General features: G+C 60.4%; 23 protein-coding genes. 10 read left to right on the top strand and 13 right to left on the bottom strand.

Translation table 11 applies throughout. From position 1 onward, the window contains the following. Window positions 1–44: 44 nt before the first annotated feature. The 5 genes from EGN72_RS06100 to EGN72_RS06080 form a co-directional block, all read right to left on the bottom strand. Window positions 45–1343, bottom strand: coding sequence for a sugar ABC transporter substrate-binding protein (locus EGN72_RS06100; RefSeq protein WP_199743708.1), 1299 nt, complete (start codon window positions 1341–1343; stop codon window positions 45–47). A gap of 107 nt (window positions 1344–1450) precedes the next feature. Then, window positions 1451–2404: a sugar-binding transcriptional regulator gene (locus EGN72_RS06095; RefSeq protein ID WP_127045772.1), complete on the bottom strand. Its 954-nt coding sequence runs from the start codon at window positions 2402–2404 to the stop codon at window positions 1451–1453. 3 nt (window positions 2405–2407) lie between these two features. Beyond that, entirely contained in the window at window positions 2408–3088 is a 681-nt protein-coding gene (locus EGN72_RS06090; protein ID WP_127045771.1) for an HAD family hydrolase, read from the bottom strand. A 39-nt stretch (window positions 3089–3127) separates the two neighbouring features. Continuing rightward, a complete protein-coding gene (gene iolG / locus EGN72_RS06085) occupies window positions 3128–4129 on the bottom strand; it encodes an inositol 2-dehydrogenase (RefSeq protein WP_127045770.1) in 1002 nt (333 codons plus the stop codon). Window positions 4130–4325: 196 nt separating this feature from the next. Next, complete coding sequence (locus tag EGN72_RS06080; protein ID WP_127045769.1) at window positions 4326–5282, bottom strand: L-malyl-CoA/beta-methylmalyl-CoA lyase; 957 nt, start codon at window positions 5280–5282, stop codon at window positions 4326–4328. 252 nt (window positions 5283–5534) lie between these two features. Here EGN72_RS06080 and dgcN point away from each other — a divergent pair, with 252 nt between their 5' ends. The 3 genes from dgcN to EGN72_RS06065 all read left to right on the top strand — a co-directional run bounded on the left by dgcN (window position 5535) and on the right by EGN72_RS06065 (window position 8796). Then, window positions 5535–6536, top strand: a complete 1002-nt coding sequence (dgcN, locus tag EGN72_RS06075) for an N-acetyltransferase DgcN (protein WP_127045768.1) — start codon at window positions 5535–5537, stop codon at window positions 6534–6536. A gap of 88 nt (window positions 6537–6624) precedes the next feature. Then, window positions 6625–7587, top strand: a complete 963-nt coding sequence (gene dgcA / locus EGN72_RS06070) for an N-acetyl-D-Glu racemase DgcA (RefSeq protein ID WP_127045767.1) — start codon at window positions 6625–6627, stop codon at window positions 7585–7587. Between the two features lie 345 nt (window positions 7588–7932). Next, window positions 7933–8796 carry a D-amino-acid transaminase gene (locus EGN72_RS06065; RefSeq protein ID WP_127045766.1) on the top strand — a complete coding sequence of 288 codons (864 nt, stop codon included), beginning with the start codon at window positions 7933–7935 and terminating at the stop codon, window positions 8794–8796. A 107-nt stretch (window positions 8797–8903) separates the two neighbouring features. On the opposite strand, the gene EGN72_RS06060 is transcribed toward EGN72_RS06065, so the two are convergent. The 4 genes from EGN72_RS06060 to EGN72_RS06045 form a co-directional block, all read right to left on the bottom strand. Beyond that, a complete protein-coding gene (locus EGN72_RS06060; protein ID WP_127045765.1) occupies window positions 8904–9911 on the bottom strand; it encodes a calcium-binding protein in 1008 nt (335 codons plus the stop codon). Between the two features lie 253 nt (window positions 9912–10164). After that, window positions 10165–11736, bottom strand: a complete 1572-nt coding sequence (locus EGN72_RS06055; RefSeq protein ID WP_158623147.1) for a calcium-binding protein — start codon at window positions 11734–11736, stop codon at window positions 10165–10167. A gap of 203 nt (window positions 11737–11939) precedes the next feature. After that, on the bottom strand, window positions 11940–12245 hold the full coding sequence (locus EGN72_RS06050) for a DUF1244 domain-containing protein (protein WP_127045763.1): 306 nt from the start codon (window positions 12243–12245) through the stop codon (window positions 11940–11942). Window positions 12246–12249: 4 nt separating this feature from the next. Then, window positions 12250–13008 carry an N-formylglutamate amidohydrolase gene (locus EGN72_RS06045; RefSeq protein ID WP_127045762.1) on the bottom strand — a complete coding sequence of 253 codons (759 nt, stop codon included), beginning with the start codon at window positions 13006–13008 and terminating at the stop codon, window positions 12250–12252. Window positions 13009–13203: 195 nt separating this feature from the next. On the opposite strand from EGN72_RS06045, the gene pyk reads away from it, so the two are divergent. The 4 genes from pyk to rplT all read left to right on the top strand — a co-directional run bounded on the left by pyk (window position 13204) and on the right by rplT (window position 15642). Next, the gene (gene pyk, locus EGN72_RS06040; protein WP_127045761.1) at window positions 13204–14652 is read left to right on the top strand and encodes a pyruvate kinase; all 1449 of its coding nucleotides are present in this window, start codon (window positions 13204–13206) and stop codon (window positions 14650–14652) included. A gap of 34 nt (window positions 14653–14686) precedes the next feature. Continuing rightward, complete coding sequence (locus tag EGN72_RS06035; RefSeq protein WP_127045760.1) at window positions 14687–14911, top strand: hypothetical protein; 225 nt, start codon at window positions 14687–14689, stop codon at window positions 14909–14911. 122 nt (window positions 14912–15033) lie between these two features. After that, window positions 15034–15234 carry a 50S ribosomal protein L35 gene (gene rpmI, locus EGN72_RS06030; protein ID WP_127045759.1) on the top strand — a complete coding sequence of 67 codons (201 nt, stop codon included), beginning with the start codon at window positions 15034–15036 and terminating at the stop codon, window positions 15232–15234. A 12-nt stretch (window positions 15235–15246) separates the two neighbouring features. Then, a complete protein-coding gene (gene rplT, locus EGN72_RS06025; protein ID WP_127045758.1) occupies window positions 15247–15642 on the top strand; it encodes a 50S ribosomal protein L20 in 396 nt (131 codons plus the stop codon). 61 nt (window positions 15643–15703) lie between these two features. Here the strand turns inward: rplT and EGN72_RS06020 are convergent, their stop codons facing one another. After that, a complete protein-coding gene (locus EGN72_RS06020) occupies window positions 15704–16471 on the bottom strand; it encodes an SGNH/GDSL hydrolase family protein (RefSeq protein WP_127045757.1) in 768 nt (255 codons plus the stop codon). Between the two features lie 188 nt (window positions 16472–16659). On the opposite strand from EGN72_RS06020, the gene pheS reads away from it, so the two are divergent. The 3 genes from pheS to EGN72_RS06005 are packed head-to-tail and all read left to right on the top strand — an operon-like array spanning window position 16660 to window position 19803. Further along, the gene (gene pheS / locus EGN72_RS06015) at window positions 16660–17739 is read left to right on the top strand and encodes a phenylalanine--tRNA ligase subunit alpha (protein ID WP_127045756.1); all 1080 of its coding nucleotides are present in this window, start codon (window positions 16660–16662) and stop codon (window positions 17737–17739) included. Between the two features lie 18 nt (window positions 17740–17757). After that, the gene (gene aroC / locus EGN72_RS06010) at window positions 17758–18858 is read left to right on the top strand and encodes a chorismate synthase (protein WP_127045755.1); all 1101 of its coding nucleotides are present in this window, start codon (window positions 17758–17760) and stop codon (window positions 18856–18858) included. After that, the gene (locus EGN72_RS06005; RefSeq protein WP_127045754.1) at window positions 18859–19803 is read left to right on the top strand and encodes an AEC family transporter; all 945 of its coding nucleotides are present in this window, start codon (window positions 18859–18861) and stop codon (window positions 19801–19803) included. It begins immediately after the preceding gene. An 84-nt stretch (window positions 19804–19887) separates the two neighbouring features. On the opposite strand, the gene EGN72_RS06000 is transcribed toward EGN72_RS06005, so the two are convergent. From EGN72_RS06000 to EGN72_RS05990, 3 genes are all read right to left on the bottom strand, one after another. Beyond that, complete coding sequence (locus tag EGN72_RS06000) at window positions 19888–21465, bottom strand: gamma-glutamyltransferase family protein (RefSeq protein ID WP_127045753.1); 1578 nt, start codon at window positions 21463–21465, stop codon at window positions 19888–19890. A gap of 272 nt (window positions 21466–21737) precedes the next feature. Beyond that, complete coding sequence (locus EGN72_RS05995; RefSeq protein WP_233587045.1) at window positions 21738–22169, bottom strand: ATP-binding protein; 432 nt, start codon at window positions 22167–22169, stop codon at window positions 21738–21740. Window positions 22170–22173: 4 nt separating this feature from the next. After that, window positions 22174–22509 (bottom strand): STAS domain-containing protein, encoded by a 336-nt coding sequence (locus tag EGN72_RS05990; protein WP_127045751.1) that lies wholly within the window; start codon window positions 22507–22509, stop codon window positions 22174–22176. Window positions 22510–22579: the final 70 nt, after the last annotated feature.

Here is a 22579-nt window from a genome sequence, read left to right as displayed (position 1 = left end):
ACCAGAGGGCGGCATCCGCCCTCTGGTGTCGGTAGCGCCTGGGCTTAGTAGCCGGCTGCTTCCATTGCGTCGGTTGCAATAGCCTGAGCTTTTGCAAGCGCTTCTTCGACAGTCTGCTGACCAGCGTAAGCGGCCGAGAACTCTTGGCTTACGTCGGATGCGATGCCTGCAAATTCCGGGATCGCAGCGAACTGAACGCCAACATACGGAACCGGGTCAACAGTCGGCGCGTTCGGGTTTGCCGACAGGATCGAATCCAGCGTCATCTTGGCGAACGGCACTTTCTGATACTCGGGGTTTTCGTAAAGCGAGGTGCGCGCGCCCGGAGGAACGTTTGCCCAGCCTTCTTTGGCCGCTACCAGCTCAATGTAGTCTTTCGAGGTTGCCCATTCGATGAACTGCTTTGCAGCAGCTTCTTTCTGGGTGCCTGCCGGGATGGCCAGAGCCCAAGCCCAGAGCCAGTTGGAACGCTTGCCCAGACCGTTATCGGGTGCCAGTGCAAAGCCAACATGCTCAGCCACAGTGGAGTCTTTGTTGGTCACGAAAGATGCCGCAACCGTTGCGTCGATCCACATGCCGCACTTGCCCTGCTGGAACAGCGACAGGTTTTCGTTGAAGCCATTGGTCGCGTAACCGGTCGGGCCGGACTCGTCCATCATACCTTTGAAGAAGTTGACGGTGTTTGCCCATGCTTCGGTGTCGAACTGGGGCTTCCAGTTTTCATCGAACCAGCGTGCGCCAAACGAGTTGGACATAGCGGTGATGAATGCGCCGCCTTCACCCCAACCAGCCTTGCCACGCAGGCAGATGCCGTTGGTTTCGGTTGCGCGGTCGGTCATCTTTGCCGCTGCTTCGCGGATGAATTCCCAAGTCGGGGCTTCCGGCATTTCCAGACCAGCTTTTTCCATCAGGTCCTTGCGATACATCACCATCGAGCTTTCGCCGTAGAACGGTGCTGCATACAGGGTGCCTTCATAGGACAGGCCGCCTGACATTGCGGGCAGAATGTCAGCCGCATCATATTCAGCGGACAGATCGTTCAGCGGGACCAACCAGCCGTTTTTGCCCCAGATCGGGGTTTCGTACATGCCGATCGTCATGATGTCGAACTGGCCGCCTTTGGCGGTGATGTCCGTGGTCACGCGCTGACGCAGCACGTTTTCTTCCAGAGTGACCCACTCAACCGTGTGGCCGGTCTTTGCGGTGAAGTCGTCCGTGTAGCCCTGCATACGGATCATGTCGCCGTTGTTCACGGTCGCAATGGTGATCGTTTCTGCATAGGCTGCTGCGGAAAATGCGCCAATGGCGCAAGCGCCCATCAGGGCGCGTACTGTCAGTTTCATGTAAACCTCCCAAGGTAGTCTGAGCATCTGCTCATAACGTGGGTAATTATTCACTAAACCGTGTAGTTGCGTCAACTGAAATTTTGAGCGATTTATAGGCCGTTGATTTATAGCGACAAAAGCGCGGTCGCTGTCGGCTCATCGGTGATCAGACCGTTGATAAGCCGCCCTTTGAGCGCCGCGAATATGGCCGGAACCTTGGTGGAACCGGCAGCGATTCCTATTGTAGGGGCTGTGCGATCGGGTTCTACCCGCACCGATCCGACCCGCGAATTGATGCCGCCGCTCAGGTATTGGCCCTCTGCGTCATAGATCCAGCCGGCAATTTCACCCGTTGCCCCGCCGGCCTGCATCTCGGCCAGTTCCTCGGCGCTGACAAAGCCATCCTTCAGCAAAGGCGCGTCTGCGGTCATCTGCCCGATGCCGATAAAGGTTACATCTGCCGTATGCGCCAGTTCAAACACAATGCGCGAGGTGCGAAGCCGCTGGAACAGCGATCTTTCCTCGGTCGTGTCGGACAGCACCGGCACCGGCATCGGGAAATGCCGTGCGCGCACCCGGTCGGACATGCGCACAATGACATCATAGTGGCTGGCAGACCCATCGGGGGCGATATTCCCGATCAGCGACACGATACGATGCTGATCGGCATCCATCGGCACCATCTCATCCACGGCGGCCCGCAAGGCGCGGCCTGTGCCGATGGCGATGATCAGGGGGGCTGCCGATTTCAGATACTTCTCAATCACGCTGGCTGCGGTTGCTGCAATGGCGCGCGTCGGGTCGCTATTTGGCCCAAGGCCGGGCGCAACCCGCACTTCTTGCAGATCAAACCGCCGCGCCAAGTCGGCCTCCAGCGCCAGACAAGAGGAGATTTTGTGTTCCAGCCGCACATGCACCAAGCCTTCGGCCATGGCACGACTGACAAGCCGCTGCGCGCGTTGCCGCGAAACGCCAAGCTCTGCCGCGATCTGATCCTGCGTCTTGCCGCCCACATAATACAGCCAACCCGCGCGGGCGGCTTCGTCATGCAGGTTTTCTTCGCTGTCGGTTCTGCTCATGTCTCAGGCCTTCGTTGGGTTTGCCAAGCGATTGGCCGTTAATGACGCAAAATCAGCGAATGAGTCAAAGTGCAAGTCTGGTATCGCGCCTTCCGGTTCTGCTTGCCATGTGTCGCGCAGGTGGCTGCCACCGACAAACCGCCAGACCGGCATCCCGGCTGCCCGCGCCGCGCGGATACCGTTCAGGCTGTCTTCGATGACCAGACAGCGCGCTGGCGTGGCCCCCATCTTTGCCGCCGCATGAAGGAACAGATCCGGCGCGGGCTTGCCGTTCGGCACCTCGCTGGCCGTAAACAACTTGCTGCCGACAACCTCGCTGAGCCCGGTAATGCCCAGCGATTGCTTGGCCCGCACCGGGCTGGACGAAGTGGCAATGCACCACGGCACCGACAGCGCGCCAAGCACGTCATGCACATGCGTAATGGCCTTCAGGTCGCGTGCAAAGGCTGCCAGCAACCGCGTGCGATAGCTTTCTTCGAACTCCGGCGTCAGGTTCACGCCGAAATCCTGTTTGATCACCTTCATCACGGTGGGATAGCTGCGACCCAGAAAGTGATGCGCGACATAGGCCATATCAATTGATACGCCCATGCCCGCCAATTCGGCCACCAGCATCCGGGCCGAGATGATTTCGCTGTCGATCAAGACGCCGTCACAGTCAAAAATGACCAGATCAAAATCCATCTCGTGTCCCCCCCGGCAGGTCTGGTCGGACCCGTCGCCTTACAAAACCTCGGACACCAGAACCGAGCGCCCTTCGGCAACCGATTTCAACGCCGCTTCGGCCAAGGCCAAGGCCATCAACCCATCATGCCCGGTTGTCGGGGTGGGCGCTCCTTCGGCAACAGAGGCCACGAAAGCGGCGATCTCATTGGCATAGGCCGCGGTATAGCGCGACATGAAGAAATTGAGCAAAGGCGCGCGGTGGAACCCATCCTTGTCGGCAATCTCGATGCGGTTTTCAGCGTGGTTTTCGGCGGAAACCATGCCAAGCGCGCCCAGAACCTCGATGCGTTGGTCGTAACCATAGGCGGCACGGCGGCTGTTGGTGATGATCGCTTGCTTGCCGCTGGCCGTGCGCAAGATCACATTCGCGCTGTCAAAATCGCCCAGCTCGCCAATCTTCTTGTCCACCAGCACCGAGGCAGAGGCATAGACGCTCTCCACCTCTTCGCCCAGCAACCAGCGCGCCATGTCAAAATCATGGATCGTCATATCGCGGAACATCCCGCCAGAGCGTGTGATATAGTCCGCAGGTGGCGCGCCGGGGTCACGGCTGGAGATGGTGACCATTTCCACCTTGCCAATCCGGCCCGTATCAATAGCAGCCTTCACCGCCATGAAGTCGGGGTCAAAGCGGCGGTTGAAGCCAACCATCAGCGTGGCTTTGCTCTCTGTCACCACCTTCAGGCAGGCCGCAACGCGATCAAGGCTCAGATCGACCGGCTTTTCGCAAAACACGGCCTTGCCCGCCCGGCTGAACCGTTCGATCAGGTCGGCATGGGTGTCGGTCGGGGTGCAGATCACCACCGCATCCACATCGGCAGAGGCCTCAATCGCGTCGATGCTGCGCACGTCACAGCCATACATGGCGCGCACCGCCTCGGCTGCGGCGGGCATCGGGTCAGAAATGGCAATCAATGCAGCGCCGGGAACCGATGCCACCGCCGAGGCGTGAACCTTACCAATTCGGCCTGCGCCGAGGATTGCAAATCTGACTGTCATGATCGCCCTTTCTGAACCGGGCCAAAGCCCGGATGCCGCGTGATTTGCGGACAGTCTACTGCGCACGTTTGCAATCTTCCATGCCTTTTGAATAGGGAGGCGCGCGCAAATCTGGCCACCCTGATCGGTTCGGCAAAAGAGAAGGCCCGCGCATGACCGGGGCGCGGGCCTTGTCATTGTCAACGGCAGGGCAGGCTTAGCGGGCAATCATTTCCGATTGCCGCACGATCACTTCTGCCTGTTTGATCGAGGCGATATCGACCAGCCGCCCTTTGTAGACCGTGGCCCCTTCGCCGCGGGCTTTGGCTTCTTCCATTGCAGCCAGAATTTCGCGGGCTTCGGTCACGGCTTCGTCCGATGGGGTGAACACCTCATTCGACAGGGCAACCTGTTTGGGGTGGATCGCCCATTTCCCGACCATGCCCAGAACCGCAGACCGCCGCGCCTGCGCCCGGAAGCCTTCATCATCCGAAAAGTCGCCAAAAGGCCCATCGACCGGCAAGACCCCATGGGTGCGGCAGGCCGCCACAATCGCCGCTTGCGCCCAGTGCCACGGGTCGGACCAATGCTTCGCGCCATCTTGCAACATGTAATAGTTTTGCTGCGTGCCGCCGATGCCGGTGGTCTGCATTCCCATCGAGGCGGCAAAATCCGCCGCACCCAGGCTCATGGCTTGCAGGCGCGGAGAGGAGGCGGCGATTTCTTCGACATGGGCGATACCGGCGGCAGATTCGATGATGACTTCAAAGCTGATCGGCTTCTTGCGGCCTTTTGCCCGCTCAATCGCTGTGACCAGCGCATCAACCGCATAAACATCGGCAGCACAGCCCACCTTGGGGATCATAATCTGATCCAACCGGTCCGACGCTTGTTCCAGCAGGTCGACGACATCGCGATACCAATAGGGCGTATCCAAGCCATTGATCCGCACGGACAGGGTCTTGTTACCCCAATCCACCGCGCCAATCGCCGCAATCACATTGGCGCGCGCGCTGTCCTTGTCTGATGGGGCGACAGAATCCTCCAGATCAAGGTTGATCACATCCGCCGCAGATGCGGCCATCTTTTCAAAGATTGCAGGGCGCGAGCCGGGGCCAAACAACTGGCAGCGGTTGGGGCGCGCGGGGGGCGTTGGCTGGATGCGGAAGCTCATATCAGACCTCTTGGTAAGGAAATTTCGAAAACCTTTGTGCATTAGTTAGATTGTTGCGCGCGCCCTCGCAACCTTGTTTTTGCAGCGCAGCAATTTCGCGGCAGCGCAGCGTGAATTGTGAAGAATATTCGGCCAACTTGCTGCACAGCGCCAAATCCTTCGTGCAAATCGCAAAACATGTCGCATAAAAGTGAGGACATGTCAGAAAATCTGTCACAATCTGACGCTGAACCCGCAGCTATGAGGCCAATGATGATACAGACCCCTTACCTCTTGTTTCTTGGCGACGCGCCGGACCCGCTTGCCGCGAAGGTGGCGCAAGGCATCAAGGATTGGCGCCCGGAATATGCGCTGGGCCAATATCGGATGGAAGGCTGCAAGGCGGATATGAAACTGCCGGATATGACGCTGGGCGAGGCCAAGGCGGCAGGTTGCAAGACGCTGGTGATCGGGGTCGCGAACCGGGGCGGGGTTATCAGCCAAGCGTGGAAAAAGGTGCTGGTGCAGGCGCTGGAGGAAGGGTTTGACCTTGCCTCGGGCCTGCATAACCTGTTGCGGGATGAACCTGATCTGGCCGCGGTTGCCAAGGCGACAGGGCGCAGCCTGCATGATGTGCGCATCCCCTCGGTCAAATATCCCATTGCGAACGGGGTGAAGCGGGCAGGCAAGCGGATGCTGGCCGTGGGCACGGATTGCTCGGTCGGTAAGATGTATACGGCGCTGTGCATGGACAAGGAAATGCGCGCACGGGGGGCGAAGGCCAGCTTCCGCGCCACCGGGCAGACGGGTATCCTGATCACCGGCGATGGCGTGCCATTGGACGCGGTGATCGCGGATTTCATGGCAGGCTCTATCGAATATCTGACCCCGGAGAATGATGCCGATCATTGGGACCTGATCGAAGGGCAGGGCAGCCTGTTCCATGTCAGCTATTCGGGCGTGACGCTGGCCTTGATCCATGGCGGCCAGCCGGATGCGCTGGTGATCTGCCACGAGCCCAAGCGCAGCCATATGCGCGGCTTGCCGGATTACCAATTGCCGAGCATTGAAGCCGTGCGTGATATGGCGCTGGCGCTGGCGCGGGTGGCGAACCCGGCCTGCGTGGTGATTGGCTGTTCGATCAACACGCAGGCGATGAGCGATGACGAAGCGCTTGCCTATTGCGCCGCGGTGGAGGCCCGTTTGGGATTGCCGACGGTGGACCCGTACCGCCATGGTGCGGCGCGTCTGGTGGATGCGATGCTGGCGGTCTGACGCCGGGTGTTCTGGTCAGCGGCGGGGGCTGTCTGCCCCCGCACCCCCGAGGATATTTGTGCCGAAAAGAAAGCATGAGGAGAGTACAATGATAGTGGTGACCCCGGATGTGTTTCGATTGGCGCAGGTGTTCACGATTTCGCGGGGGTCGCGGACGGAGGCGCGGGTTTTGACGGTGCGGGTGACGCGTGGCGGTGTGACGGGCTGGGGGGAATGTGTGCCCTATGCCCGCTATGGCGAGACGTTGGAGTCTGTGACGGCGCAGATTGAAGCGGTGGACCCGGCGATTGATCGGTTGGCCTTGCAGGCGGCTTTGCCTGCCGGGGCGGCGCGGAACGCCTTGGATTGTGCGCTTTGGGACCTTGAGGCCAAGCAGCGGGGCAAGCGGGTCTGGGATTTGGCAGGTTTGTCCCAGCCGGGGCCGGAAATCACGGCCTATACCCTGTCGCTGGATACGCCGGAGAATATGCGGATCGCGGCGGCGAAGAATGCGCATCGCCCGCTGTTGAAGATCAAGCTGGGGACGCCGGATGATATGCCGCGTTTGGAAGCCGTGCGGGCGGGGGCGCCGAAGACAAAGATTATCATTGATGCCAATGAAGGCTGGACGGCAGAGGTTTATGCCGAGCTTGCCCCGCATCTGGTGGCGATGGGTGTGGCCTTGGTGGAACAGCCATTGCCTGCCGGGGCGGATGACATGCTGGCCGAGATGGCGCGGCCCTTGCCGGTTTGTGCCGATGAGGCGGCGCATGATTGTGCCAGCCTGCCGAAGTTGCGCGGCAAATATGATGTCGTGAACATCAAGCTGGACAAGACCGGGGGATTGACCGAGGGCCTCGCCCTGAAGCAGGCGGCGCTGGCGGAGGGATATGGCCTGATGGTGGGATGTATGGTCGGCTCGTCCCTCGCGATGGCCCCGGCAACATTGCTGGCGCAGGGGGTGGCGTTTACCGATCTGGATGGGCCGCTGCTATTGGCCGAGGACCGCGAGCATGCGCTGGTTTTTGACGATGCGGGGGTGCACCCACCCACGGCCGCGCTTTGGGGGTAGGGCGGCAGGCGCCGCATAGCGCCGCTTCCCGGCGTGTTTTGGGAACGGGTCGGGCGATCCCTTTGCGGTTCCTGATGGTTGTAAAGGGCTGCGCCATGCCTTGCCGAAGGGCATGACTGTCTGCACGGTCACGCCTCTCTGACAGGGAGAACCGCGTTCAGGCTGCGATGGTTTGCAGGGAGGGAGCGGCCCTGCCATATATTGCGACGCTTTGTCCGCATCAAAACACGCGCCCTTCGCCGGGTTTTCGAGCGGGTGGCAAACTGGGGGCTTTTCAACGCAAACCCCTTGAAACTGGTGCCGATTTAAGGGCAATCATCGTCAGGTATTTTTCCGGAGGACCCGATGACCCGCACCGTTTATGTTAATGGTCAGTATTTGCCCGAAGCCGAAGCCACGGTTTCCATCTTTGACCGTGGGTTTCTGATGGCCGATGGTGTCTATGAGGTGACGAGCGTTCTGGACGGCAAGCTGATCGATTTCGCGGGCCACTCTGTCCGCTTGGCCCGCAGCCTGAAAGAGCTGGATATGCGCGCGCCTTGCTCGGACGATGAATTGCTGGAGATTCACCGCGAATTGGTGCGGTTGAACGATGTGACCGATGGGATGATTTATCTTCAAGTCACGCGCGGCAACCCCGGTGATCGCGATTTTGCTTTCCCGGATCCGGAACTGACCAAGCCGACGCTGGTTCTGTTCACCCAGTCCAAGCCCGGCATGGCCGATAGCCCGCTGGCGAAAACCGGGATCAAGGTGATCTCCATCGAGGATATCCGCTGGGGTCGCCGCGATATCAAGACGGTGCAGCTTTTGTATCCGTCGATGGGCAAGATGATGGCCAAGAAGGCGGGCGCGGATGATGCCTGGATGGTCGAGGACGGCCATGTGACCGAGGGCACCTCGAACAACGCTTATATCGTCAAGAACGGTCGCATCATCACCCGCAACCTGTCGCATGAGATTTTGCACGGCATTACGCGGGCTGCCGTGCTGCGTTTTGCGGCAGAGGCGCAGATGGAAGTGGAAGAGCGGCCCTTCACGATTGAGGAAGCGAAAGCGGCGGATGAGGCGTTTTTCACCTCGGCTTCGGCTTTTGTGATGCCGGTGGTCGAGATTGATGGCACCCGTCTGGGCGATGGGGCGCCCGGCCCGGTTTCAAAGCGGCTGCGCGAGATTTATCTGGACGAAAGCCGCAAAACGGCGGTCTGAACGCGAAAGGGCTGCGCGGAATCGCGCGCGGAATGATCGGGAAGTCGTTGATACAAAACGACTTCCCTGTTTGTTTTTACCAAATCTTAACCTGTGCGCACAGCGGTTCAGGCCACGGCGGCGGGCAAGCGGATGGCCGAAATGCCCAGCCCATTGCCGCTTTGCGTTTGCATTTGGATGGCACCAAGCCCGACTTGGGTAGAGGCAATACCGTTCAGCACCGCGACCACATCGCTGTCGACAAGGATCTCGGTCGCTGGGCCAACGGCAGCATCGCGCACGCCCAGAACCGGGGTGCCTTGGGTTGCGTCGTCGATCACGATCAGAATTTCTTCGCCAGCGACCGTATCGTAATCGGTGATTTGCACAGGGGCGTTTCCATCTGCCCAGCTTACGGCAAAACGGTCTTCGTCGGCCCCGCCTGACAGGGTATCGCCATTGTCACCCAAAAGCGCATCCTCGCCCGCGCCGCCATAAAGCGCATCGGGGGCAGCGGCACCGCCTTCGGAAGCAAAATCGCTGAGGAAACGGTTAATATCGGCATCCGTCACTTCGGGGAAGACGGTTCGCGCTTGCACGATGAATTCGGCGCGGATTTCATCAAGACCTCTGGACAGGCTTAGACTTGGGTTGGGCGAAATCCCTTCAAGAACATCGTCGCCCGCGCCGCCGTAAAGCTGGTCAGCGCCGGTGGACCCGATCAGGAAGTCATCATCTGCGCCACCTTCCAGCGTGTCGTCGCCTTCGCCACCGCTGAGAAGGTCTTCGCCGGCCCCGCCTTGCAGACTGTCATCGACCGCAGCACCCACCAGCAAATCATCGCCGCTGCCGCCGATCAATGTGTCATCATCCAGCCCGCCGCTGATCAGATCGTCGCCGGGGCCACCGTTCAGGGCGTCATCGCCGCGATAGCCGAAAACCAGATCATCGCCGGCCCCACCGTTCAAGCTGTTGTCACTGGCATTGCCGCGCAGGATGTCATTGCCATCTGTGCCATTGGCACTGCTGCCGTTTTCGGGTGCGGCTGCCGGGGCTTCATCGGAATCGTCATCCCCGCCCCCAGAAAACACCGCGCCAAGCGCCAAGGGGATGAACAGCAACAACAAGAGTTCCATAAGGCACCTCCAAGAACCACGGGACAAACCGATCAAAAATCGGCCGTTCTTATTGGGATTTACGAATTAAGGCCCAGAGTCAAAAGAAATAATCGGGATATGTGATATTGCCGCCGGGGCTGGCACAATCTGCGCGCAGCCCCTTTGTTGTATCAGATTTCGCGACAGTTGCCGAGGGTGTAAAAGGCTATGCGACTTTGGCCCAAAGCCCCCTTTGACCGAAGCCTGTTCGAGCCAGAGGGGGCGGAAAGGATCATGCCGCCGTTGGAATAGACAGGCGGACATCGCGCGCCAAGTTGAGGGCTGCGGGTTGCACCCCTTGCAGAACGGCAACCACATCACTGCCGTAAAGCAATTCTGTGCCCGCATCGACGCTGCGCAGGCCAAGCGCTTGCACGCCGCTGCCTTCGGTATAGCCGAAATCCGACAGGTCAATGATATCGACGCCCGGTGTGAAATCGGTGATGGTTGCGGGGCCCAAAAAGGCATCGAGCTGGAATTCGTCATTGCCCGTGCCACCCGTCATCACATCGCCATCGGCGCCGGCCAGCGTGTCATCGCCAAAGCCGCCGAACAGGGTATCGGGGGCGTTTTCATCATCAATGCCGGACCCGGTGAGTGAGTCATTCCCCGTGCCGCCATACATCAGATCGCCGAAAAGGCCGCCGTCCAACGTGTCATTGCCTTCGCCACCTTCCATGGTCACACCAGCGCTGGAATCGACATTGGCAGAAAGCAGGTCATCGCCACCACGGCCAATCAGATAATCGGCTGTGCCTGTTGCGAAAATCTGGTCGTCACCTTCGGTTCCGGTCAGCCGCTGGCCCAGAACGGTATCGGAAATCAGGTTGATCTGCCCTGCGTTCGCATTGGTCACGCCTTGCAGCACCACATGCGTTACCCCGCCAATCTGCACCAGCGTGCCGGTGCCATCCTCGGTAGGAACCAGTTGCAGGTCAGGACTGGATGTCAGCCTGTCAAGCCGGATTTCCAACCGGTCGCTGGGCAAGAAATCGGTGATTACTGCCGGGTCGACGATGGTTTGCCCCGCCGCACCGCCCGTTGCATTGATGCGGAATGCGTCATCGCCTGCGCCACCTGTCAGGGTATCGGCACCCCCCAGAACAAAGCTGGCCTCGCCGCGCAATGTATCATCGCCATTGCCCCCATCAAGCAGATCGCCCTGCGGATCGTCGGGATCACCGGCGTTTTGCGGGCGCGCGGTCAAAATGTCATTGCCGCCGCCACCGTAAAGCGAATCTGCCCCCGTGCCAGCGACCAGCACATCGGCATTATTGCCGCCGTAAAGCGCATCGTCGCCCGTGCCGCCATCCAGCGTGTCACTGCCTGCGCCGCCGTAAAGCGCGTCATCGCCACGCGACCCGATCAGCGTATCAGCGCCCCCGTCACCAACCAGCGTGTCTGATCCTATTTCGCCGAACAACGCGTCATTGCCAGACCCGCCATACAAAACATCATCGCCAAAGGCGCCGAACAGTTCGTCATCATCCGCGTTGCCCCAGATCGTGTCGGCACCGCCATCGCCTTGCAGGCTGTCATCGCCATCCCCGCCAGAGATTTGGTCAACCCCGTCCAAGCCGCTGACGCTGTCATTCCCGCCAAGGCCAAAGATGATGTCGTCATCATTGGTGCCCCGGATCGCATCGGCGCTTTCGGAGCCTTCGATCGTATCAGGATCTGGCGGGGGTTCAGGGGTAGGAGGCGGTTCTGATGTGGCGTTTTCGTCATCATCATTGCTGGACCCATCCAGCAGCAGCCCCCCGATCAGCAATAGCGGCAACGCAAGCAAAGCCAGTAAGTCCATCGGACTCATCCCCCCTTAACCACACATGTTCAGGGCAAGCCACCGTGGGCAGCACAGCCTTGCCTTGAATAGTCCAAACACCCAAGAAGGATTTGCGCATTGCGGCAGAATTAAGTCAATGGATTCGCTGTTTTACAGGCGATTGGGCCAGTTTTGGAAACGGTCATGCACCCATTGGCCCGATTGTTCAAGGGCGAGCGGCCTTAGCCCACGTTATCCTTGAACGCCTTGGCAAAGGCTGCCTGTTTTTCAGCATCCGCCGGGGTCTGATTTGTGGCGCGCCACTCATCATAGGGCATGCCATAGATGATTTCGCGTGCGGCTTCTTTATCCATCTCGATCCCGCGTTCATTCGCGGCCTCTTGATACCAGCGCGACAGGCAGTTCCGGCAAAAACCGGCAAGGTTCATCATGTCGATGTTCTGCACCTCGGGGCGCTTTTCCATCAGATGCTCGATCAGGCGACGAAAGGCGGCGGCTTCGAGTTCGGTGCGGGTGGCGTCATCCATGGGCTTATCCTTTTTCCACGTCATTCAGGGCGGCCACCAGCAAAGGGGCCAAACGCTGCGCCCAAGCGGTTTGGGCGGCTTCATCCGATATCAGGTCATTGCGCAATTCGATCAAGGTGTTGTGCCGCCCCATGTGCAAAGCGTGACGATCAATCGCATCGCCGGGCAAATGGCCGAGATAGGGCTCATTATCCCCGACGCACAGATCGGGTTCCCGTTCCAGCCGGGCCAAAAGCGCGCGGCTTAACCTGTCGTCCTGCGGGGCATGCAGAATACCGATGTGCCACGGGCGCGGGGTGCGGCCCTTCAGGCAGGGGGTAAAGGAATGCACGGCGACAATTACCGTATCAGGGCGGCGCGCGGCCAGTTCGGCATAGGCGTTGTGATAGGGATCATACAGCGCGGCCTTGCGCTGGGCGATCTGGTCAACGGTGATATGGCGGTTTTCCGGGATCAGGGTGCCATCATAGAGCTTCATCACCAAGGTCGGATCATCCGCGCCGCGGTTCGGGTCAATCACAAGGCGGCTGAAGTTTGACAAGATCGCGGGCGCGTCCAATGCCGCAGCCAGCGCCTTCGTCACCCCCGCAGCGCCCGGATCAAAGGCGATATGGCGGGCCATATCTGCTGCGGCCACGCCTAGGCTGCCACCGCCGATATCGCGCGGCACCCGGTTGGTTGCGTGATCGCAGGTGATCAGGAAACGCGAAGGGCGCTCCGCCCCGAAAATGTGAAATGCCGGCTCTGGCTTTTCCGCTGTCATTTGTCCCCATCTTGCCGCTTCATCTGGTCTGATATGCCAAGGCTTATGCAAAGCCGCTTGGCAAAGGAACCCAAATCGTGCAAATACGGAAGGCGTTAGCGCTATCAACTCCACCATTGCCGATAGCTGCGCTTTTCGTCATAACGCCGTTGCCCCACACCCGCGTGCAACCCAAACCATAGGAACGAGGCCAACATGAGACGCCTTCGCAACGTTAAAATCGTGGCCACGCTCGGCCCAGCCTCGTCTGACTACAAAACCATTCGGGCCTTGTTTGAGGCAGGCGCGGACGTGTTCCGCCTGAATATGAGCCATGGCACGCAGGACGAGCAGCGCGCCCGCTATGACATCATTCGCAAGGTCGAGGCCGATACGGGCCGCCCGATTTGTGTGCTGGCCGACCTTCAGGGGCCTAAGCTGCGCGTCGGCGTCTTTGCCAATGACGGCGGCGAGGATCTGGTGGAAGGCGCAGCCTTCCGCATGGACCTTGACAAGACGCCGGGCGACGCAAACCGCGTGAACCTGCCCCACCCCGAGATTTTCGCGGCCTTGGAGGTCGGGTCGACCTTGTTGGTCAATGACGGCAAGATTCGGTTGAAAGTTGAAAAATGCGGCAAAGACTTTGCCGATTGCGTTGTCGTGGTTGGTGGAACGATTTCCAACCGCAAAGGCGTGAACGTGCCGGATGTGCTGCTGCCGCTGGCCGCCTTGTCGGACAAAGACCGCGCCGATCTGGAATTTGCGTGCCAGATGGGCGTGGATTGGCTTGCCCTGTCCTTTGTGCAGCGCGCCGAAGATGTGCTGGAAGCGCGTGATCTTGCCAAGGGCCGCGCGGCGATTCTGTCCAAGATCGAAAAGCCTGCCGCTGTGAAATCCTACGATTCCATTCTGGCGGTGTCGGATGGCATCATGGTGGCGCGTGGCGATCTGGGCGTGGAATTGCCCGTCCATGCCGTGCCGCCGATCCAGAAGCGTCTGGTGCGCGGCGCGCGTGCGGCGGCCAAGCCGGTGATCGTGGCCACACAAATGCTGGAATCCATGATCGAATCCCCGGTGCCGACACGGGCCGAGGTATCGGACGTGGCAACCGCGATCTATGAAGGGGCCGATGCGGTGATGCTTTCGGCGGAATCCGCAGCGGGGCAATACCCGGTTGAAGCGGTAACAACGATGAACAACGTGGCGATCAGCGTCGAATCCGACAAGATCTACCGCGAAGTGATCGAGGCCAGCCGCCGGGGCACCAAGAACACCGTTGCCGATGCGATCGTCTCTGCCGCGCGTGAGATTGCCGAGACGACCGACATCAAGGCGATCTGCTGCTTTACCCAATCGGGCACCACGGCCAGCCTTGTGGCGCGCGAGCGTCCGCGCACCCCGATCATCGCCCTGACCCCCTTGGTGCGCACGGCACGCCGTCTGACGCTGACATGGGGCGCGCATTGCACCATCACCGAGCCGCAAGGCCGGTTCAAAGGGGCGGTGCTGGCCGCCGTTCGCGCTGCACGCGGGGATGGCTTTGCCAAGGAAGAGGAGCAAATCGTCGTCACGGCGGGTGTGCCCTTCAACGTGCCGGGCACAACCAACATCCTGCGGGTGGCCCCCTGTGATGAACGGTTGATTTCCGTATCCGAAGCTGAATAATACCTGAAATATTCAGGTATTATTGGAGCGTAGCATGGACCCCGATCTGTTGTTGGTTATTGGCCTTGTGATCGGGATTCTGGCCTTGCCCTCCTTGCTGTCTGCATTTTCGGAAAGTCGCGCCCCACGAGCGGGCGCGATTTTGATTCTGATCGCCGGGGTTCTGATTGTCGTCGCGGTGCAGAACAAAGGCGGCGGGTATACCGTCGCTGAAATCCCCGATGTGTTTTACAAGGTGATCGGCCGCTATCTCCGCTAGCCGGGTCGAATAAGCCTTGCGCTTGGGCCAAACCCGTCCTATACGCCGCGCTCTACAACCGCACGACCGGCCGAAAGTGGCATGCCGAGTCGCGCGATAACCACTCGAACGAGGAGATGGAAATGTCCAAGATGAAGACCAAATCTGCGGCCAAGAAGCGCTTTCGCTTCACCGCATCCGGTAAGGTGAAAGCTGGCCCCGCCGGCAAACGCCACGGCATGATCAAACGCACGACGAAATTCATTCGCGAAGCAACCGGGACCATGATCCTGTGCGACAGCGATGCGAAGATCGTCAAGAAATACATGCCCTATAACCGGTAAGGAGAGCCAAGGATGTCCCGCGTAAAATCTGGCGTCGTTACCCACGCCCGTCACCGCAAGGTAATTAAAGCTGCCAAGGGCTACTATGCCGCGCGCAGCACCAACTTCCGCACTGCAACGCAGGCGGTTGATAAAGCCAACCAATACGCCACCCGCGACCGCAAGACCCGCAAGCGCAATTTCCGCGCGCTGTGGATCCAGCGGATCAACGCGGCTGTGCGTTTGTTTGATGCCAGCTTCACCTATTCCCGTTTCATCAATGGTTTGATGCTGTCGGGTATCGAAGTGGACCGCAAGGTTCTGGCCGATCTGGCCGTGCATGAGCCGGAGGCGTTCAACGCCATCGCCGCATCGGCCAAAGCCGCTTTCGACAAGTCGGAAGAAGCCAAGGCAAAAGCAGCCGCCTGATCGCTGCTGATACGAACTTCAAAGGCCCCGCAGTGATGCGGGGCTTTTTGCGTTTCAGGGGTTAGGATTTGGGTGTCGCCGGGGGGGCAACCCGCTTGATCACCCGCCGGACAACACGTTTACGCACAACTTGCGTGCCTTGTGTCTGCACGGGCTGCTTGATCCGCTCGACAATTCGCTTGGCAATCGCACGGCTGCCCTTGGGTGAGGGGTGGATGCGGTCCAGCTGGTGATAGCTCGGGTCTTTGAACGGCACGAGGTCGGCCATGGCAATGAAATCCACGCCGCTGTTCAGGTCGGCCATCTTGGTCAGTCGGCGGTCCAGCTCATTCCCGGCGGGGCCACAGGATTTGATCGGCGTGGCCATGCCGGGGTTGCGCAGATAGCCGACATAAAGCACCCGCGCACCCGATGCCCGGATATTGGCCACAAAGGCCGGAATCGCCCCATGCCGCCCGTCCGGGGTGATCAGGCGGTCAAGCTGGGTGGTAGAGGCCCCGCAGCCGCCGCCAAACAGCAAATCATTGCCGCCCCCGTTCAGCACCACCCATTCCCACGGGCCGGGGCGGTATTGCGCGTCCAGCCGCAGCCCCGCAGCACCCGAAATCGGCAAGTAGTAAAAGTATTTCGCCCCAGAGACGGACCGGTCGATCACCTCTTCGCCCAGCAGCGCCTCTATCCCATTGGCAACGGTATTGCCGCCAACGGCATTCGACGCCATCATCGAATCCCCCATCAGAAGAATGCGTGCATTGGGGGATTTGCCGATGCTTTCGCCGCAGCCGATAACAAGCAAACAGGACAGCAGGAAGGGCAGGGCTTTGAACATTTACAACACCAGCTTCCGCGATAGATTCGCGCGATGACGCCCCCGCCATATCGGACATCATACCCGGTTTGCTGCCGTTGAAAAACACCCAATGCGCAGCGCAGTGGCAATTCTGTGCCTGATAGGCCACTTGCATTTTTACCCCCTCCCCGATAGCAGCAAGGCACCAAATTCCGAAAGGCAGACCGATGACCGCGCTTGATGATCTCAAAGGTAAATACCTGACCGCCGTTGCCGCCGCCGCCGATGAGGCCGCGCTGGAGGAGGTGCGTCTGGCCGCCTTGGGCAAGAAGGGTGAGATCAGCCTGAAGATGCGCGAATTGGGCAAGATGAGCCCGGAGGAGCGCAGCACGTTCGGTGCCGCCCTGAACGCCCTGAAGGATGAGATTGACGCCGCCCTGCGCGCCAAGAAAGCCGCGATGGCCGATGCCGCACTGGATGCCCGTCTGCGCACCGAATGGCTGGATGTGACGCTGCCGGGCCGTCCGCGCCCTGCGGGCACCATTCACCCCGTCAGCCAAGTGACCGAAGAACTGACCGCCATTTTCGCCGATATGGGCTTTGCCGTGGCCGAAGGGCCGCAGGTGGAATCGGATTGGTATAACTTTGACGCGCTGAACATCCCGCCGGAACACCCCGCGCGGCAAGAGCATGACACGTTTTTCATGAACCGCGCGGAGGGTGATGACCGCCCGCCCCATGTGCTGCGCACCCATACCAGCCCCGTGCAGATCCGCGCGATGATGGAACAGGGCGCGCCCATTCGCATCATCTGCCCCGGTCGGGTTTACCGTATGGATATGGACCAGACCCATTCGCCGATGTTCCATCAGGTCGAAGGTTTGGTCATCGGCAAAGATATCTCTATGGCCAACCTGAAATGGGTGCTGGAGGAGTTTTTCAGCGCTTTCTTTGGCAAGCCCGTGAAAACCCGGTTCCGCGCCTCGCATTTCCCCTTCACCGAGCCTTCGGCGGAAGTGGATATTCAGTGCAGCTGGATCGACGGGCAGTTGCGCATCGGTGAAGGCGATGGCTGGATGGAGGTTCTTGGGTCTGGCATGGTGCATAGCCATGTGCTGCGTTCGGCCGGCGTTGACCCCGACGAATGGCAAGGCTTTGCCTTTGGCATGGGGATCGACCGGATGGCGATGCTGAAATATGGCATCCCCGATCTGCGTGCCTTCTTTGAATCTGATTTGCGCTGGCTGCGCCATTACGGCTTTTCCGCCCTGAACGTGCCGGAACTGGCAGGCGGCGTCGCGGGCTGACCGCGCATTGGAGGCGATATGAGTTTCAACACCTTCGGCCATATGTTTCGCGTCACGACCTGGGGTGAAAGCCACGGGCCTGCACTGGGGGCCACGGTCGATGGCTGCCCGCCGGGCGTGCCACTGACCGAAGCCGATATTCAGCCATGGCTGGACAAGCGCCGCCCCGGCCAAAACAAATTCATGACCCAGCGGGTCGAACCGGATCAGGTGCGGATTCTGTCGGGGGTTTATGAGGGCAAGACCACTGGCACGCCGATCCAGTTGATGATCGAAAACACCGATCAACGCTCCAAGGATTATGGCGATATCGTTCAGAAGTTTCGGCCCGGTCATGCCGATATTTCCTATCATCAGAAATACGGGCTGCGCGATCCGCGTGGCGGTGGCCGGTCCTCGGCCCGCGAAACGGCGGCGCGGGTGGCGGCAGGTGGCGTGGCGCGGGCGGCGCTGGCGCAACTGCTGCCCGGCCTTTCGATCACCGGATATATGGTGCAGATGGGCCCCCATGCGATTGATCGCAACCGGTTTGATTGGGACCAGATTTCGGAAAACCCGTTCTGGGTGCCGGATGCGGTGGCGGCAACGCATTGGGCCGATTATCTGGATGATTTGCGGAAAAACCACAACTCTGTCGGCGCTGTGATCGAAGTGACCGCGCGCGGTATGGTGCCGGGGCTGGGCGCGCCAATCTATGCCAAGCTGGATACTGACCTTGCGGCGGCGATGATGTCGATCAACGCGGTCAAAGGCGTGGAAATTGGCGAGGGCATGGCCGCCGCCAGCCTGACCGGGGTGGAAAACGCCGACGAAATTCGCATGGGGCCGAACGGGCCAGAGTTTCTGACCAACCATGCGGGCGGTATTCTGGGCGGCATTTCCACCGGTCAGGACGTGGTGGTGCGCTTTTCGGTCAAGCCGACCTCTTCGATCCTGACACCGCGCCAGACCGTGACGATGACGGGCGAGGAGGTGGACCTGATCACCAAAGGCCGCCACGATCCTTGCGTCGGCATCCGCGCTGTTCCGGTGGGCGAGGCGATGATGGCCTGTGTGCTGCTGGACCATCTGCTGCTGGATCGCGGCCAGACCGGTGCTGTGCGCGGGCAGATCGGCTGAATGGAGACGGTCATCGCCATCACCCTGCCGATTTTTCTGGTGGTGGGGTTGGGCTTTGGCACGGTGAAAGCGGGGCTGTTCTCGGCCGCTGATATGCGGATTTTCGGGCGGTTCGTGATTTCGATCGCCCTTCCGGCGCTGCTGTTCAACGCGATTGCCAAACGGGATGTGGCGGAGGTGTTCGACCCCGCCTTCATGGGGCTCTATGCGCTGGCATCGCTGCTGGTGATGGCGGTGGGGTTTTTGTGGTTTCGCCGCGCGCAGGGCATGCCGCTGGACCGGGCCGGGATTTGCATCATGGGGGCGGCTTGTTCTAATTCCGGCTATATGTCTTACCCGATTTTGCTGCTGGCTTTTCCCGCGCTGGCCCCCAAGGTGCTGGCGATGTGTCTGATGGTGGAAAACCTGCTGATGATTCCGCTGATGCTGGCGATGATCGCGATTGGCCGGGGCAAAGGGGCCGGGCCTGGTGCGATGATTCTGGGGATCGCGCGTGATCTGATGCGGCGGCCTTTGATTCTGGCGTTGATCGCGGGGCTTGTCTGGTCGCTGCTGAAGCTGCCGATTCCGATGGTGGTGGACCGCGGATTGATGATGATTTCAACCGCCTCGGTTGCGCTGGCGCTGTTCGTGATTGGTGGGTCGCTGGCAGGGATTGCGCTGCGCGGGAATATGGCGCTGGCCGGGCAGATCATTTTTGGCAAGCTGGTGCTGCATCCGGTGATGGCGCTGTTGGTGCTGACGCTGGTGGCTGCACTGGGCGGGCCTGTGCTGGAGGCTGATTTGCGGGCCTGTTTGCTGATTGCCTGCGCGGTGCCAATGTTGGGGGTCTATCCGATTTTCGCGCAAGAGGTCGGCATGGAGGGTCTCGCCTCACTTGCCATGTTGGGCACAACGGCGATGAGTTTTTTCACCCTGAGTCTGGCGCTGGCGCTGTTGCTGTGACGTTTGCCGATTTGGCGAAGGCCGGGGGATTTCACATCCCCCGGACCCCCTGTGAGGTATTTGCTCCAAGATGAAGCGGACAGATCAATAGCCCAAAGCGCAGCCGTCCTTGCGCGGGTCAGAGGCGCCTTCGAGCCGGCCATCGCTGTGCAATTTGATTGCCTGTGAGCCGCCGAGGGGCACAACCGGGATTTTCACATCATGGCCGCGGGCGGCAAGATCGGTGCGGACGGCATCGGAATAGCCGCGCTCTACCTCCATCCCTTCGGCACCGGAGAAGCAGCGCGGCGCGTCCATGGCGGATTGTGGGTCCATGCCGAAATCAACCATGTTCGAAACGAAGCGGGCATGGCCGCAGGGTTGATAGGCCCCGCCCATCACACCAAAGGGCATGGTGACGCGGCCTTGTTCCGCGATCATGCCGGGAATGATGGTGTGCATCGGACGCTTGCCGCCTGCGGCCTCATTCGGGTGGCCTGCTTGCAGGGTGAAGCCTGCGCCTCGGTTCTGGAAGTTGATCCCGAATTTGTCTGAGGCAAGGCAGGCCCCGAAGCTGTGATAGACCGAATAGATCAGCGACACCGCCATGCGGTCTTTGTCGACCACGGTGATATAGATCGTGTCTTTGTGGACGGATTCGGTCAGCGGGGCGGCGCTGGCCATGGCGCGTTTGGGGTCGATCAACGCGGCGAGTTGTGCCGCAGTTTCCGGGCGGAGCATATGGTCCAGCCGGGTTGTGTGATCGGGGTCGGCGATGAAACGGTTGCGGGCGTCATAGGCGAGTTTGGTCGCCTCTGCCTCGATATGGGCGCGGTCGGCACCGAAGGGGTCCATTGCTGCGATGTCGAAATGCGACAGGATATTGAGCAGCAGAATCGCGGTGGCGCCTTGGCCGTTTGGCGGATGTTCATGCAGGTCGATGGTTTTATAGGGGCCAGAGACGGGTTTGACATAGTCGCATTTGGTGGCGGCAAAATCGTCAAGCGTGTGGGTGCCCCCCAGCGCATTCAGCGAGGCGACCATGTCTTGCGCCACCTCCCCCTCATAAAATCCGGCGCGTCCTTGGGCGGCGATGCGGCGCAGCACTTCGGCCTGACCGGGCGCGCGGAACATTTGCCCAAGCGTCAGAGCCTTGCCATTCAACAGCAGGGTTTCGCGGGCGCGGCCTTGCAGCAGATGCTCGGCCTCGGCCCAGTCTTTTGCCACGCGCGGTGCAACCGGCACGCCTTCGTCAGCATAGCGGATCGCGGGGGCGAGGGTTTCGGCCATGCTCATCCGGCCCCAATCGGCAGAGAGGGTGCAAAACGCATCGACAGCCCCGGGAACCGTGACCGCCTCGGCGGCATAGAGCGGCATCGCGGTCAGGCCACGGGCGCGCAGGGCAGCGGCATCCAGCCCCATCGGCGCGCGACCAGAGCCGTTGAGCGCGTGAATTTGCTCTGACCCGGCGGGTTTGAACAGAACGAAGCAGTCACCGCCCAAGCCCGTCATCTGCGGTTCACAAAACCCAAGCAGAACCGCCCCGGCGATGGCGGCATCCACCGCATTGCCGCCCGCCTTCAACACCTCAATTGCGGCCCCCGCCGCCAAAGGATGAGACGTGGCGCACATGCCATTCGCCGCGTAAACGGCCGACCGGCCCGGTTTCTGGAAATCGCGCATCACATCTCTCCCCCGCGTTGCTACCCGCAAAACCTAGGGCCTGTGGGTCACAGTTCCAAGTGCGGAAATGAACAGGAAGATGTGCCTCGGCGCCGCGATCTGGGTGGGGGCAATATGCGCGGCGCCGAGGGAAGCTTTATGCAGCTACAAGTGCCATATGGGCGGAGCAAGGCGGCGCGTTTAGGGGGAAAAAACGGCATATAGGTGTCAGTTTTTTCGATTTGCCCACAAAGCCTTGACGGAACGGGCTTTGTTTCCAGATGGGCGACATTCTACACATTGTCTTCGCGCGGCAGACAAAATCGCACCTGATTGCCCGCCCCGATTCGGCGATAAGACAGGTCGCGGACCAGTGTTCTGATCAGATACCACCCAAAGCCGCCTTCTGGCAGGTCTTTGTCCGGGTCGATATCGGGCAGACGGCCTTCCGGAAGCTCCTCCCTTGGAAAGGCTTTGCCCTGATCTTCCACCTCAACAAGCACCCCCACGGGCCCAGAGCGGAGCGTGACAGTGATATCGCCAGCTTCACCTGCATAGCCATGTTCCACAATATTATTGAGCACCTCTGCCAGCACGATTTCCGCGCCACCTCTGGCACCCTCGCTCAACTCATGGATCATCGGGGATCGCAACAAGGCAGCAAGCCCTTCGCGCACGGCGAAAGGGTCGCTGGCGATGGTTGTCCGCAGTATCCGTGCTTCCACTGGGTCAGCCAACTTTCTGCAACCCATCCGTCAGCGTCGGGTGGATGATGAAAACCGTATCCATCCGCGTCAGCCGGAACACTTTTGCCACTGTCGGCGTCAGCCCGGCCAGTTCCAGCTTCCGCTCCGGTCCCAGCAGTTTCAACACGGCGACAACCGCGCCAAGCCCCGAACTGTCCAGAAACAACACGCGCGACAGGTCCAGCACCACCCGCCCCGAAGGTGCCTCCGTCACCTCGCGCATGCGTTCCTTGAACTGAATCGCCCCTGCGGCGTCGATCCGGTCCTCACACACGGTCACAACCAACAATCCGCCATGATCTTTCGTCTGTAGCTGCATCGTGCAAGCCCCTTCCCAATTTCAATGGTTGCAGGCTATGACCCAGAGGTTAGCATCTGGTAACTGCACG

The organism is Pseudorhodobacter sp. E13 (genome assembly GCF_003991405.1).
GTDB lineage: Bacteria > Pseudomonadota > Alphaproteobacteria > Rhodobacterales > Rhodobacteraceae > Pseudorhodobacter.
The sequence above is the reverse complement of the archived record's forward strand: the minus strand, read 5'-3'. Positions and strand labels throughout refer to the sequence as shown.